This is a genomic window from Azospirillum agricola (assembly GCF_017876095.1).
Classification (GTDB): domain Bacteria; phylum Pseudomonadota; class Alphaproteobacteria; order Azospirillales; family Azospirillaceae; genus Azospirillum; species Azospirillum agricola.
Genome location: NZ_JAGINM010000001.1, coordinates 439058 through 452373, shown reverse-complemented (window position 1 = coordinate 452373; position 13316 = coordinate 439058). Strand labels below are relative to the sequence as shown.

13 protein-coding genes are annotated in these 13316 nt (G+C 68.8%); 10 read left to right on the top strand and 3 right to left on the bottom strand.

The features are described from left to right. Positions 1-54: 54 nt before the first annotated feature. On the bottom strand, positions 55-666 hold the full coding sequence (leuD, locus tag J2847_RS02140; RefSeq protein ID WP_209776631.1) for a 3-isopropylmalate dehydratase small subunit: 612 nt from the start codon (positions 664-666) through the stop codon (positions 55-57). Between the two features lie 271 nt (positions 667-937). Between leuD and J2847_RS02135 the strand changes: the two genes are divergently transcribed. The 7 genes from J2847_RS02135 to J2847_RS02105 all read left to right on the top strand — a co-directional run bounded on the left by J2847_RS02135 (position 938) and on the right by J2847_RS02105 (position 9303). Continuing rightward, positions 938-2572 carry a hypothetical protein gene (locus J2847_RS02135; protein ID WP_209776629.1) on the top strand — a complete coding sequence of 545 codons (1635 nt, stop codon included), beginning with the start codon at positions 938-940 and terminating at the stop codon, positions 2570-2572. A 55-nt stretch (positions 2573-2627) separates the two neighbouring features. Next, entirely contained in the window at positions 2628-3632 is a 1005-nt protein-coding gene (locus J2847_RS02130) for a glycosyltransferase family 2 protein (RefSeq protein WP_209776628.1), read from the top strand. Next, positions 3629-4072: a GtrA family protein gene (locus J2847_RS02125; protein WP_209776626.1), complete on the top strand. Its 444-nt coding sequence runs from the start codon at positions 3629-3631 to the stop codon at positions 4070-4072. The genes J2847_RS02130 and J2847_RS02125 overlap by 4 nt, the downstream gene beginning before the upstream one ends. A gap of 87 nt (positions 4073-4159) precedes the next feature. Continuing rightward, complete coding sequence (gene dapF, locus J2847_RS02120; RefSeq protein WP_209776625.1) at positions 4160-4996, top strand: diaminopimelate epimerase; 837 nt, start codon at positions 4160-4162, stop codon at positions 4994-4996. Next, the gene (gene mtaB, locus J2847_RS02115) at positions 4993-6276 is read left to right on the top strand and encodes a tRNA (N(6)-L-threonylcarbamoyladenosine(37)-C(2))-methylthiotransferase MtaB (protein WP_233474218.1); all 1284 of its coding nucleotides are present in this window, start codon (positions 4993-4995) and stop codon (positions 6274-6276) included. Before dapF ends, mtaB begins: the two co-directional genes overlap by 4 nt. A gap of 15 nt (positions 6277-6291) precedes the next feature. Next, on the top strand, positions 6292-7698 hold the full coding sequence (gene ftsY / locus J2847_RS02110; protein ID WP_411800554.1) for a signal recognition particle-docking protein FtsY: 1407 nt from the start codon (positions 6292-6294) through the stop codon (positions 7696-7698). A gap of 93 nt (positions 7699-7791) precedes the next feature. Then, entirely contained in the window at positions 7792-9303 is a 1512-nt protein-coding gene (locus tag J2847_RS02105) for an AMP nucleosidase (protein WP_209776623.1), read from the top strand. A gap of 130 nt (positions 9304-9433) precedes the next feature. Here J2847_RS02105 and J2847_RS02100 read toward each other — a convergent pair whose 3' ends face one another. After that, on the bottom strand, positions 9434-10036 hold the full coding sequence (locus J2847_RS02100) for a hypothetical protein (RefSeq protein WP_209776622.1): 603 nt from the start codon (positions 10034-10036) through the stop codon (positions 9434-9436). Between the two features lie 63 nt (positions 10037-10099). Continuing rightward, complete coding sequence (locus J2847_RS02095) at positions 10100-10744, bottom strand: DUF4337 domain-containing protein (protein ID WP_209776620.1); 645 nt, start codon at positions 10742-10744, stop codon at positions 10100-10102. 163 nt (positions 10745-10907) lie between these two features. On the opposite strand from J2847_RS02095, the gene J2847_RS02090 reads away from it, so the two are divergent. The 3 genes from J2847_RS02090 to J2847_RS02080 all read left to right on the top strand — a co-directional run bounded on the left by J2847_RS02090 (position 10908) and on the right by J2847_RS02080 (position 13085). After that, entirely contained in the window at positions 10908-11474 is a 567-nt protein-coding gene (locus J2847_RS02090) for a septation protein A (RefSeq protein WP_209776619.1), read from the top strand. Positions 11475-11596: 122 nt separating this feature from the next. Beyond that, entirely contained in the window at positions 11597-11896 is a 300-nt protein-coding gene (locus J2847_RS02085) for a twin-arginine translocase TatA/TatE family subunit (protein ID WP_209776617.1), read from the top strand. Between the two features lie 160 nt (positions 11897-12056). Continuing rightward, positions 12057-13085 (top strand): SPOR domain-containing protein, encoded by a 1029-nt coding sequence (locus J2847_RS02080; RefSeq protein WP_209776615.1) that lies wholly within the window; start codon positions 12057-12059, stop codon positions 13083-13085. The last annotated feature ends 231 nt before the right edge of the window (positions 13086-13316 follow it).

Genomic DNA, 13316 nt, shown 5'->3' with positions numbered 1-13316 from the left:
CAGACGTCGAAAAGACAGGCGGAAAACAGACGGAAACGGACCGGGCGGAACCGATCAGGCGGCCAGCCAGGGCTGCTCGACGCGGCGCTTGGCCTCGAACGAGTCGATGGTGCCGACCTGCTGGAGGGTCAGGCCGATGTCGTCCAGGCCGTTCAGCAGGCAATGCTTGCGGAACGGGTCGAGTTCGAAGGTGATGCTGCCGCCGTCGGGGCCGGTGATGGTCTGGTTCTCCAGATCGACCGTGACCACGGCGTTGGACCCGCGCGACGCGTCGTCGAGCAGCAGGTCGACCTGCTCCTTCGGCAGCTTGATCGGCAGGATGCCGTTCTTGAAGCAGTTGTTGTAGAAGATGTCGGCGAAGCTGGGGGCGATGATGCAGCGGATGCCGAAATCGGCCAGCGCCCACGGCGCGTGCTCGCGCGAGGACCCGCAGCCGAAATTCTCGCCCGCGACCAGAATCTTGGCGCTGCGGTAGGCCGGCTTGTTCAGGACGAAGTCGGCGATCTCACCACCGTCGGGGGTGTAGCGCATCTCGTCGAACAGATGCTTGCCGAGCCCCGTCCGCTTGATGGTCTTCAGGAACTGCTTGGGGATGATCATGTCGGTGTCGATGTTGATCATCGGCAGTGGCGCCGCGACGCCGGAGAGAACCGTAAACTTTTCCATCGCCAGAAATCCTGTCGCGCAAGAAGGCGCAAGCGTTGCGCATGCGGAGTGTCGGTGAATAGCAGACCGCACCGGCCTTTGCCAGAGGAAGCTTGCCTTTCCCACCACGCGGAAAGAGCGAAACGGCAAGCGGTAACACGCCGAAACGCAGGATTGTTGCGCGGACACAGGGGTTTGCGCAAGCCGGATCCGGGCGGGCCGCTGGGCGCTTGCTGCGGCGGGCCGGCTCCCCTACCAAGGAGCCATCCCGCCGCAGCCATGGCCGCCCTTCATGTCGACGCCCCCCGCTTCCGATGACAGCGCCCGCCGCCTCGGGTGGCTGTTCCTGCTCCTCGCCCCGCCGGCCTATGGCGCGCTGACGCTGGCGTTCGGCATGGACGCCAACTGGGATCTGCGGAATTACCATTGGTACAACGGCTACGCGCTGCTGACCGGGCGGATCGGCTTCGACCTGCTGCCGGCGCAGATGCCGACCTTCTACAACCCGCTGCTCGACCTGCCCTTCTTCCTGCTGGCCGACCGGCTGCCGGCGCGGGTGGCCGGCTTCGTCTGGGGATCCGTCCAGGGCATCAACCTGTCGCTGCTGTTCCTGCTGGCCGCGGCCTGCCTGCGGATCGGGTCGGAACGGCAACGGACCCTGGCGGCCATGGCGCTGGCCGTGATGGGAGGGCTGGGCGGCGGCACGCTGGGGCTGATCGGCACGACCTTCCACGACAACCTCGTCAGCCTCGGCGTGCTGGGCGCGCTGGTCGTGATCGCCCGGGGATTGCCGGCGGCGCCAGCCGGCACCGGAGGAAATCTGCTCGACGGGCCGGCGCCGTCCTCCTTCGGGCGGGTGGCGCTCGCCGGGCTGATGGCGGGGGCGGCGATGGGAGCCAAGAACCCGACGGTGATCTACGCGGTCGGGCTCTGCCTCGCCTTCCTGGCGCTGCCGGCGCGGCCGTGGCGGCGGCTGTGGCTGGCCTTCTTCTTCGGCGTCGGCGTGCTGGGCGGGCTGGCGCTGGCCGGCGGCTTCTGGATGGCGCATCTGTGGATCGAGTATGGGAACCCGGTCTTCCCGCACATGAACCATGTCTTCAAGTCGCCCTTCGCCGCCATCTCCGACTATGTGAACGTCAGCTTCTTCCCGCCGTCGAAGATCGCGCGGATCCTCTTCCCCTTCGTCTTCACGTTCCAGCCGCTGACGGTGGGCGAGGTGCCGTGGTTCGACGCGCGGGTGCTGGCGCTGTTCGTGCTGGTGCCGCTGGGCGCCGCCGCCGCCCTGGCGACGCGCTCCCGGCCACGGGACTGGCTGACCCAAGCCCCGGCGACGCGCTTCCTGCTGGTCGCCCTGACGATCACCTACACGCTGTGGGTGGTCATGTTCTGCATCTACCGCTACCTCGTGCCGGTGGAGATGCTGGCCCCGCTGGCGCTGGTCATGGCGGTCGGGCTGCTGCCGCTGGCCCGGCGGCTGCGCGTCGGGCTGGCCGCCGCGCTGCTGGCCGCGCTGCAACTGACCGTCCAGCCGGCCGACTGGGGCCGGGTCGCCTGGGCCGACCGCTGGGTGAGCGCCGAGGTGCCGCCGATCGCCGATCCGGACAACAGCATGGTGCTGATGGCCGGCTACTGGGCGATCGCCCACGTCATCCCGTCCTTTCCGAAGCGCGTCTCCTTCGTCCGCATCCAGTCCAACTTCCTTCAGCCGGATTCGGTCGGCAACGGCTATCTCGCCATCCTCAAGGACAAGGTCGCCACCCATCGCGGCCCGTATCTGATGCTCAGCACCATTCCCGACACGCCGGGTGCGGCGAAGGCGGCCGCGCTGCTCGGGCTGCGGCTGGACACCGCCTCCTGCCGGCCGATTCCCAACAATCTGGGGGAAACCCTGAACCTGTGCGCGGTCGAGCGCGCGGCGATGGAATAAGCCTCGGCTTTGTGCTGTTTATCCACACATCGCCACACGCGCAAAGCACACGCCCATGACCGTCACGACCTTGGACCGCCCCGTCACCGACACGGCCGCCAGCACCGCGGCCACGCCGGCGGTGGCCGTGCTGATCCCCTGCTACAACGAGGAGGCGGCCATCGCCTCGGTGGTGCGCGACTTCCGCGCGGCGCTGCCCGACGCGACGGTCTATGTCTACGACAACAACTCGTCGGACCGCACGGTCGAGGTGGCGCGCGCCGCCGGCGCCATCGTCCGCCACGAGCCGCTTCAGGGCAAGGGCAACGTCATGCGCCGGATGTTCTCGGACATCGAGGCCGACGTCTATGTGCTGGTCGACGGCGACGACACCTACCACGCCCCCTCCGCCCCGCTGCTGGTCAAGCGGCTGTGGGAGGACCAGCTCGACATGGTCAACGGCGCGCGGGTGACCGACATCGTCGCCGCCTACCGGCCCGGCCACCGCTTCGGCAACCTGCTGCTGACCGGCATGGTCGCCAACATCTTTGGCAACCGCATCGGCGACATGCTGTCGGGCTACCGGGTGTTCTCGCGGCGCTTCGTGAAGTCCTTCCCGGCGCTGGCCAGCGGCTTCGAGACGGAGACCGAGCTGACCGTCCACGCGCTGGAGCTGCGCATGCCGATCGCCGAGATCAAGACCCCCTACAAGGACCGGCCGCCCGGCTCGCACAGCAAGCTCAACACCATCCGCGACGGCGTCCGCATCCTGAAGACCATCCTGATCCTGGTGAAGGAGGAGCGCCCCCTGCCCTTCTTCTTCGCCATCTTCACGGCGCTGGCGGCGGCGGCCCTGATCCTCGCCTGGCCGGTGCTGGCGACCTACATGCAGACCGGGCTGGTGCCGCGCTTCCCCACCGCCCTGCTGTCCACCGGGCTGATGCTGCTGGGCTTCCTCAGCCTGACCTGCGGGCTGATCCTCGACACCGTCACCCACGGGCGGCGGGAGATGAAGCGGCTGCGCTACCTCGCCATACCGGCGCCGGGCAACCACCCGCCGCTGGCCGGCGGTCGCCCGTGAGCACGCCGGGGACCACGCCGGTCAAGACCCTGCTGGACGGCCCGCTCGGGCGGCTGGCGGTCCAGTTCGGCAAGTTCGGCGTGGTCGGCATCGTCGGGCTGCTCGTCGACACCATCGTGCTCTACGGCGGGCTGGCGCTCGGACTCGAGTTCTTCGCCGCCCGCATCCCCTCCTTCCTCGCCGCCGCGACGACGACCTGGGCGCTGAACCGCGCCTTCACCTTCCGTGGCGCGGCCGACGAGCCGCTGCACCGGCAATGGGCCAAGTTCATCGCCGCCAACGCCGTCGGCGGGGTGGTGAACTACGCCGTCTCGGTCGGGCTGGAAGCCAACGTCGCGATGGTCGAGGCGCATCCCGTGCTGGCCGTTGCAGCCGGCTCGCTGGCTGGCATGCTGTTCAACTTCGCGGCCTCCAAGCATCTGGTGTTCAAGGACGCCTGAGAGGACGCGCGAGGGCCGGACGATCGCATCTGGTCTGCGCGCCGGCCTTATGGACTTGCGTGGCCGTCTCGCCATATAACGGCGATCATGACCCGCGAATTCCTGAAGATGCACGGGCTCGGCAACGACTTCGTCGTGATCGACGCCCGCTCCACGCCGTACCGCCCGGCCGCGGCCGAGGTGCGCGCCATTTCCGGCCGCAAGACCGGCGTGGGCTGCGACCAGTTCATCGTGCTGGAGCCGACCGAGCGTTCCGGCGCCGCTGGCTTCATGCGCATCTACAACGCCGACGGAAGCGAAGCCGGCGCCTGCGGCAACGCCTCGCGCTGCATCGGCTGGCTGCTGATGGAAGAGGCCGGCGGCGACCGCGCCTCCTTCGAGACCGCCGCGGGCCTGCTGCACGCGTCCCGCGCCGACAACGGCCGGATCACCGTGGACATGGGACCGCCCCGGCTCGACTGGGCGGCGATCCCGCTGGCCGGGCCGGCCGACACCCTGCGGGTCGAGGCGGTGGAGCATGGCGGCTTCGCGGCCCCCGTCGCCGTCAACATGGGCAACCCGCACGCCGTCTTCTTCGTCGACGACGCCGAGGCGGTGCCGCTGACCGAGGTCGGCCCGGCGCTGGAGCACCACCCGGCCTTCCCCGAGCGCGCCAACATCGAATTCGCGCAGGTGCTGTCGCCCACATCCATCCGCATGCGGGTGTGGGAGCGCGGCGCCGGCATCACCCAGGCCTGCGGCACCGGCTCCTGCGCGACGCTGGTCGCGGCGGCGCGGCGCGGCCTGACCGGGCGCAAGGCCGACATCATCCTCGACGGCGGCACCCTGACCATCGAATGGACGGACGACGACCGCGTCCTGATGACCGGCCCGGTGGCCGTCGCCTTCAGCGGGCGGCTGTCGCCCGAACTGGTCGCGGAATGACCGACGCAGCGGACACGGCCATGATGGACGGGGGGGCCGCCGGACCCGAGATCGTCACCTTCGGCTGCCGGCTCAACACCTACGAATCCGAGGTGATGCGCAACCACGCCCGCAACGCCGGACTGGACGACGTCGTCATCGTCAACACCTGCGCCGTCACCTCCGAGGCCGAGCGGCAGGCTCGCCAGACCATCCGCAAGCTGCGGCGCGAGCGGCCCGGCGCGCGCATCGTCGTCACCGGCTGCGCCGCCCAGATCGACCCGCAGCGCTTCGCCGCGATGCCCGAGGTCGACCAGGTGCTCGGCAACCAGGAGAAGCTGCAACCGGAAAGCTGGGGCCTCGCCCCGGCCGAGAAGGTGCTGGTCAACGACATCATGTCGATCAAGGAGACCGCCGGCCACCTGATCGGCGGCTTCGAGGACCGCGCCCGCGCCTTCGTTCAGGTCCAGCAAGGCTGCGACCATCGCTGCACCTTCTGCATCATCCCCTACGGGCGCGGGCCGTCGCGCTCCGTGCCGATCGGGGGAATCGTCGAGCAGGTCCAGGCACTGGTCAAGGCCGGCTACAACGAGGTCGTGCTGTCGGGCGTCGACATCACCAGCTTCGGCCCCGACCTGCCGGGCTCGCCGACGCTGGGCCAGATGGTGCGCCGCCTGCTGGCGCTGGTGCCCGACCTGCCGCGCCTGCGCCTGTCGTCGCTCGACTGCATCGAGATGGACGAGGATCTCTGGCGCCTGATCGAGACCGAGCCGCGCCTGATGCCGCACCTGCATCTGTCGCTCCAGGCCGGCGACGACATGGTGCTGAAGCGGATGAAGCGCCGCCACGGCCGCGCCGACGCCGTCGCCTTCTGCGAGCGCGTGCGCTCGGTCCGCCCCGACGTCGTGTTCGGCGCCGACTTCATCGCCGGTTTCCCGACCGAGACCGAGGAGATGTTCGAGAACACCCTGCGGCTGGTCGAGGAGTGCGGCCTGACCTGGCTGCACGTCTTCCCCTACAGCCCGCGCCCCGGCACGCCGGCCGCCCGCATGCCGCAGGTCGACGGCGCCGTCCGCAAGGAGCGCGCCGCCCGCCTTCGCGCCGTCGGCGCCGCGGCCGAGACGCGCAAGCTGGCCTCGCTGGTCGGCGGCACCGCGTCGGTGCTGGTCGAGAAGGACGATCTCGGCCGCACCGAGCATTTCGCCGAAATCCGTCTGGGCACGGCCCTTCCCCCCGGTTCGCTGGTCCGCGCCGCCATCACCGGCGTGGCCGATGGCAAGCTTGTCGGCACCCCCCTTTAAAACATCGGACATCCCATGATCCTGCGTTGGTTCGGCCGCAAGAAGCCCGAAGAGGAAGCCCGCCAGGACGAGGCGCCGGTTCCGCCTCCCGCCTCCCCGGAATTGGAAACGGCACCCCCCGCGCCGGAATCGGAACCGGAAGCACCGGCCGTCGAGCCCCCTGCCCCGCAGGCGGTGGAGCCGTCACCCGCTCCAGCGCGGGAGGAGGCGCCTCAGGCCAAGCCGGGCTGGTTCGCCCGCCTGACCGGTGCCGCGCCGAAGGCCGAGGAGACCGCCCCGCCGCCGCCCGCGCCGGAGCCGGAGCCCCCGGTCGCGCCAGAGCCGCAGCCGGTTGCCGAGCCGGTTGCCGCGCCGCGCCCCGAACCGGCGCCTGAGCCCGTTGCCGAACCGGTCGCCACGCTCGAACCGCCGCCCGCGCCCCAGCCGCCCGAACCCCAGCCAGCGGAGCCCCAGTTCGTTCCGGAACCGCTTCCCTCGCTGGAGGAGGCGCCGCCGACCAGGAAGGGCTGGTTCTCCCGCCTGAAGGAAGGCCTGGCCAAGTCCTCCTCCAAGCTGACCGACGGCATCACCGGCATCTTCACCAAGCGCAAGCTCGACGACGAGGCGCTGGAGGAGCTGGAGGAGCTGCTGATCACCGCCGACCTCGGCCCGGTCACCGCCGCCAAGGTCACGGCGGAACTGGCCCGCACCCGCTTCGGCAAGGAGGTCACGCCGGAGGAGGTCAAGACGACGCTCGCCGCCGAGGTGGCGAAGATCGTCGGCCCGGTCGCCAAGCCGCTGGTCATCGACCCGGCGCTGAAACCGCACGTCATCCTCGTGGTCGGCGTCAACGGCACCGGCAAGACCACCACCATCGGCAAGCTGGCCCGCCAGTTCCGCGCCGAGGGCAAGAGCGTCATGCTGGCCGCCGGCGACACCTTCCGCGCCGCCGCCGTCAGCCAGCTCAAGATCTGGGGCGAGCGCACCGGCTGCCCGGTCGTCGCCCGCGAGACCGGGGCCGACGCCGCCGGGCTGGCCTACGACGCGGTGGAGCGCGCGCGGGCCGAGGGCGTCGACGTGCTGCTGATCGACACCGCCGGCCGGCTCCAGAACAAGTCCGGTCTGATGGACGAGCTGCGCAAGATCGTCCGCGTCATCAAGAAGGTGGACGAGACCGCCCCCCACACCACCCTGCTGACGCTCGACGCCACCACCGGCCAGAACGCCCATTCGCAGGTCGAGATCTTCCGCGACATGGTCAACGTCAACGGGCTGATCCTGACCAAGCTGGACGGCTCGGCGCGCGGCGGCGTGCTGGTCTCGCTGGCCGAGAAGTTCAAGCTGCCGGTCCACGCCATCGGCGTCGGCGAGGGCGTCTACGACCTGCGCCCCTTCGACGCCGACGCCTTCGCCAAGTCGTTGATGGGGCTGGAAACGAACTGAGGGCGGCGTTGCCGCCCTCTTCCACGCCCCTCATCGCGCCTGGATGCAAAATGGCCCTTTCAACCGGGTCGTTCGCATGCCATGTGTGATTCCATGACCGATACAGCCCCGCTCCAGCCCGGTTCGGCCGGGCGCTTCACCGATGCCAAAGCCGCCCTGGCCTGTGTGCGCGACATCTACGAGCGCAACACCGCCTATCTGCGGCAGCGCTTCGCCGCCTACACCCAGGGCGACGAGAGCGGCGGCCGCAACCGGGCCTATTATCCCTATGTCCGGCTGACCACCCATTCGGGCGCGGTGGTCGACACCCGGCTGGCCTACGGCTTCGTCGAGGGCACCGGCACCCACGCCACCACGGTGACGCGGCCGGACCTGTTCGAGCGCTACCTGCTGGAGCAGTTCTCGCTGCTGCTGCGCAACCACGGCGTCCCGCTGGAGGTCGGCGTCAGCGAGGAGGCGATCCCCATCCATTTCGCCTTTCCCCAGGGCATGTATGTGGAGGGCGACCTGCCGCCCGACCGGCTGACCCGGCTGCCCGACCTGTTCGACCTGCCCGACCTCGCCCGGATGGACGACACCATCGTCAACGGCACCGGCGACGCCGGCCCCGACGCGGTCAAGCCGCTGGCGCTGTTCACCGGGCCGCGCGTCGATTTCTCGCTGCACCGGCTGCGCCACTACACGGCGACGGCTCCGGAGAGTTTTCAGAACTTCGTCCTGTTCACCAACTACCAGTTCTACGTCGACGAGTTCATCCGCCTGTCGCGCGAGATCATGGAGCCGACCGACGATCCCGATCTCGCCGCCTACCGGCGCCAGTACGACAGCTTCGTCGAACCCGGCGACGTCGTCACATGGAACCGCAACCTCGATTACTCGATCGAGGACGGCGGCGGCGTGAAGCTGGCGCGCATGCCGCAGATGCCGGCCTACCACCTGACGCGGGCGGACGGCAACGGCATCACGCTGGTCAACATCGGCGTCGGCCCGTCCAACGCCAAGACCATCACCGACCACATCGCCGTGCTGCGCCCGCACGCCTGGCTGATGCTGGGCCACTGCGCCGGGCTGCGCCACACCCAGCGGCTGGGCGATTACGTGCTGGCCCACGGCTATGTCCGCGAGGACCATGTGCTCGACGCCGATCTGCCGCTGTGGGTGCCGGTCCCGGCACTGGCCGAGGTGCAGCGCGCCCTCGAGACGGCCGTCGAGCGGGTCACCGGCCTGTCCGGCTACGACCTGAAGAGCATCATGCGCACCGGCACCGTGGCGACCATCGACAACCGCAACTGGGAGCTGCGCGACCACCGCGAGCCGCTGATGCGCTTCAGCCAGAGCCGCGCCATCGCGCTGGACATGGAGAGCGCCACCATCGCCGCCAACGGGTTCCGCTTCCGCGTTCCCTACGGCACGCTGCTCTGCGTGTCGGACAAGCCGATGCATGGCCAGTTGAAGCTGCCCGGCATGGCCGACCGCTTCTACCGCGAGCGGGTCGACCAGCATCTCAAGATCGGCGTGCTGGCCATGGAACTGCTGCGCGAGCACGGCATGGAAACCCTGCATTCCCGCAAGCTGCGCAGTCTGGCGGAGGCGGCGTTCCAGTAACGGAACGGCCCTCCGCTTCCACCACGGGAGCAAGGGGGCGAGACAGCCGTCCGCCACGACAGCGGCCGCCACCGGATTCCCCGCCCGAGTTCCAAAGCGGCCACTCAAGATCGGCGGGGAATGTTTCCTCCTACGGTATGACAGAAGCAATCAAATTTACGATGCACTCAACAAAAAGAAGAACAGGCTTTGAAAAACTTACAATGACCGATGAGAAAATCTGAAAGCATGCTCCACACAGAATGAAAGCAAACCCAACCCTACGGAACTCGGCGCGGGTTCTGCTGCCGTCGATCACCCCTCCGGATTCCAGTATCTCCGTCTGATTTCTGTCTATTCTTACCTGCACATCATACATGAACCCTTTCAATTTCTTGTATGAATAAAAATAAATTGCGTAGCACATGACGACAGAGAAAATCGCAACCCCGCGAAGCACCCAGATTTTCACGCCGGTGTCCGAAGCGGGCGCCCTGTACGTCATGGAACTGACAACTGCCACCGCCAGGACAAAGACAAGAAGCCCCAGGAAGGCCCAGCGCTCTGTCGGGGTCAAATTCCTACGATCCGTCAAATTCCGAAAATGCTCAATCAGAAGAAGATGGTCGTTGTTGGATTCGGCAAAAAGTATATAGGCGCCGACAGCCTGCAAATACACACCAATCGCAGAAACAGAACCCAAGGATTGATCGGCCGAGAAAGCCACGATCACCAAAAGGCCGAGAGCTTTCATCGCTCCGGAAGCGGTCCACACAGCGTATCTCCAGATGCCATCGTTATTGGATTGAAACGGATTTCACATGAAGGGCAGCGGCACCGCCAAGGTCATGCCATCCACCGCCAGCATCAGCCCGACCAACGCCAGTCCCCGGCTGGCCCACAGGATCAGGCCCATGTTCGTGATGGCGAAGACCGAGGCCAGCACGATCGCCAGCTGCAGGAGCCCTTCGGCGAAGTCGAAGTAGGGATCCTGGGCGGCGGCGTGGTCGCGCCGGTCCTCCGCCGCCTTGGCCTTCGCCAGCAGATCCTTGCGGCTGTTCCTGCCGTCGTCGGCCTCCATCCGGTCGGCGGACAGGCGGTATTCGGCGGCGCGCTTCAGCGCCTGTTCCCTCGCCTCGGCCGGCATCCCGGCGCCGAGCAGATCCAGCTGGTCGGCGGCCAGCCGCAGGCTGATCTGGCGCTGCGTCTTGGCCTGATAATAGGCGTAGCCGTCCGAGGCCTCGATGGCGTTGGCCATCAGCTCCTTGCCGGCGTTGGAACCGGCGACGCTGACGATGGCGAGCGCCGCCGCCAGCACCGCGATGTAGATGGCCGTCGAGGTCTTCACCCCGCTGCCTCCCTCGTGGCCGCCATGCTGGTCGCCATCTTGGCCGCCACCATGCCGCCGGCGTTCCCGCTCGTGTGATTCGTCGATCAGATCCTTGACCTCGGTCGCTTCCATCGCCGCCTCCCTTGCCGGTACGCCCCGCCCGTCCGGACGAGCCCGAAAGGGGTAAACGAGCAACGGGTGGAAGAAAAGACCCCGGATACGCGACCACACGAAGTCCACGGCCCGCCCGCTTTCGCCCCTTTCACGACGGCGCGGTTCGGGCTATGTCAGTGGAATGAACCAGTTCACCCGTCTCGCCATCGAGGCCGGCCCGCTCGCCGCCTTCTTCATCGCCAACTCGCAGGCCGGCATCATGACCGGCACCGCGGTGTTCATGGTCGCCATCTCCATCGCCGTGGCGGTGTCGTGGCACCTGGAGCGCAGGGTGCCGATCATGCCGGTGGTCGGCGCCGGCTTCGTGCTGCTGTTCGGCGGGCTGACCCTGTGGCTCCAGGACGACCTGTTCATCAAGATCAAGCCGACCCTGGTCAACCTGCTGTTCGCCACCGTGCTGTTCGTCGCCCACCTGATGCGCCGCAACGTGCTGAAGCGGCTGCTCGGCACCGTGCTGGCGATGACGGACGAGGGCTGGCGGACGCTGGGCATCCGCTGGGCGTGGTTCTTCCTGCTGCTGGCGGTGGTCAACGAAATCGTCTGGCGCAGCATGACCACCGACGCCTGGGTGAACTTCAAGGTCTTCGGCATCATGCCTCTGACGCTGCTGTTCAGCGCCTTCCAGGCGCCGCTCATCATGCGTCACCAGGTTCCGGAAGGGCCGGCGGAAAGCGGCCCGGCCGCGTGACCGCCCCGTCTTCGCCCATCCTGCCACCCGCCCCCTTGTCCGCTCCGGCCGACACCCTCACATAGGGGCGTCGCCCTACCTCCATCGTTCCATCCGACCCGACCACAGAGGTTCTCACGCTCATGGGCAGTTTCAGCATCTGGCATTGGATCATCGTCCTGGTGATCGTCCTGCTCCTGTTCGGCGCCGGCAAGCTGCCTTCGGTGATGGGCGACATCGCCAAGGGCGTGAAGGCCTTCAAGGCCGGCATGAAGGACGAGGACGAGACGCCCGCCGCGCCCCCGCCGGTCGCCGCCACCCAGCCGCGCCCGACAGTGTCCCCGGCGGCATCCGCCACCGCCCCGCAGCAGCCGGCGGCGCTCGACCCGGCCCACGTCAAGCCGGCCCCGGCGACGGACCCGACCAAGCCCAACCAGGGCTGAGGTCCCTTCTTTCTCACCGGTTGCGTTCGCGCAATGGTTTGATCGCGCCGAAAAATACGATAAAAAGGAGGGGTAATCCGGCAGTCCGCGTCCGCGCGGGCGGTTGGGTTGCCCCCGCCTCTTTCGGGATGCTCCGCTCGCCGTGACGTTCAAGGATCAAATGAAGGCCGCCGACAAGCCCGGAAACGCGCCGAATCCGGAGAGCGAGGATATCGCCAAGCTCTTGCGCGCGTTGAACGAGGATTTGAAGGCCGACCCCATCGACGTCGCCGAACTCGACGAGGATGACGAGGACGCGCAGCCGTCCCGCGGCCTGCCGCTGGGCAAGATCGCCGCCGCCCTGCTCGCCGCCGCCGGCATCGGCGTCGCCGTGGTGATGCTGGATCCGGGCGGCGATGCCCCGCCCGCCGACACGGCGACCGCCGCGCTGGCGCCGCCGGCCCCGGCCATCACCCGTGCCCCGCCACCGACCAGCCCGGCCCAGCCGGCACCCGAATCCATGATCGCCCGCGCCCCGGCTCCCGCCGCCGCGCTGCCGTCCAATGCGCCCCCGCCGCCACCGGCGGTCGCCGCTCCGCTCACCCCGCCGCCGGCGCTGCGGGTTCCGGAACCGCCGGCCCTGCCGCCGACCGCATCGGCAACCCGCCCGGCCGCAACCGCCAGAGCCCCCGAAGCGCCGCCGCCCGCCCCGGCTCCGCAAGCCGCGGCCCCCGCGGCGGAAGCCGTCGTCCCGCCGCCACCCGCGGCACCGAGGGCGGCCGATCCCGGTGAACTCCAGGCCATGCTGGCTCCGCCGAAGGAGCCGCGCGAGGCCAGGCGCGCTCCAACCAAGCCCGCGGAAGCCAAACCCGTGGAGGCCAAGCCGGCGGAAGCCAAGGCGGCCGGCTCGAAGCTGGCCGGCGCCGCTCCTCCCCGGCCGGCCGGCGCGTCCCCGACGCCCGCGACCCCCGGTGGGCGCTACGCGGTGCAGATCGGCACCTTCAAGGTCGCCGAGAACGCCGAGAGCCTGACCCGCCGCCTTCAAGGCGGCGGCTTTCCGGCCTACACGCTGGAATGGACCGACCAGTCCAATCAATCCTGGCGCGCGGTGCGTGTCGGCGGCTACGCCGACGCCGAGGCGGCCAAGCGCGCCGCCGGTCAGTTGAAGGCGAAGATGGGCGTCAACTCGGTCGTCGTCACCACCCGCTGATCCGTCGCCGGCATCCCGGCGGCTCCGGGATGCGGTTCGCGGCCTCCCGTCCCTGCGGCATACTGTCCTCCCCTGCCCGCCTTCACGCGAAATCCCCGCTTTGTCTTGGTCGCGCGCCCCCTCTCTTTGGTCGGGGGTGGCTGGGCGGCGGCTTGATCCGGCCTTATGCTTGCTCGTACCCTGGACATTCCAGGGGGCAAGCAACAAGCAAGCCGGCGCCAGACCGGCAAG

Excerpts from the sequence above, each read along its gene's own strand:
- J2847_RS02080 (WP_209776615.1), top strand. The coding sequence starts at position 12,057 with ATGAAGGCCGCCGACAAGCCCGGAAACGCGCCGAATCCGGAGAGCGAG.
- mtaB (WP_233474218.1), top strand. The coding sequence starts at position 4,993 with ATGACCGACGCAGCGGACACGGCCATGATGGACGGGGGGGCCGCCGGA.
- J2847_RS02135 (WP_209776629.1), top strand. The coding sequence starts at position 938 with ATGTCGACGCCCCCCGCTTCCGATGACAGCGCCCGCCGCCTCGGGTGG.
- J2847_RS02095 (WP_209776620.1), bottom strand. The coding sequence starts at position 10,744 with ATGGAAGCGACCGAGGTCAAGGATCTGATCGACGAATCACACGAGCGG.
- J2847_RS02130 (WP_209776628.1), top strand. The coding sequence starts at position 2,628 with ATGACCGTCACGACCTTGGACCGCCCCGTCACCGACACGGCCGCCAGC.
- J2847_RS02090 (WP_209776619.1), top strand. The coding sequence starts at position 10,908 with ATGAACCAGTTCACCCGTCTCGCCATCGAGGCCGGCCCGCTCGCCGCC.
- dapF (WP_209776625.1), top strand. The coding sequence starts at position 4,160 with ATGACCCGCGAATTCCTGAAGATGCACGGGCTCGGCAACGACTTCGTC.
- ftsY (WP_411800554.1), top strand. The coding sequence starts at position 6,292 with ATGATCCTGCGTTGGTTCGGCCGCAAGAAGCCCGAAGAGGAAGCCCGC.
- leuD (WP_209776631.1), bottom strand. The coding sequence starts at position 666 with ATGGAAAAGTTTACGGTTCTCTCCGGCGTCGCGGCGCCACTGCCGATG.
- J2847_RS02100 (WP_209776622.1), bottom strand. The coding sequence starts at position 10,036 with ATGAAAGCTCTCGGCCTTTTGGTGATCGTGGCTTTCTCGGCCGATCAA.
- J2847_RS02085 (WP_209776617.1), top strand. The coding sequence starts at position 11,597 with ATGGGCAGTTTCAGCATCTGGCATTGGATCATCGTCCTGGTGATCGTC.
- J2847_RS02105 (WP_209776623.1), top strand. The coding sequence starts at position 7,792 with ATGACCGATACAGCCCCGCTCCAGCCCGGTTCGGCCGGGCGCTTCACC.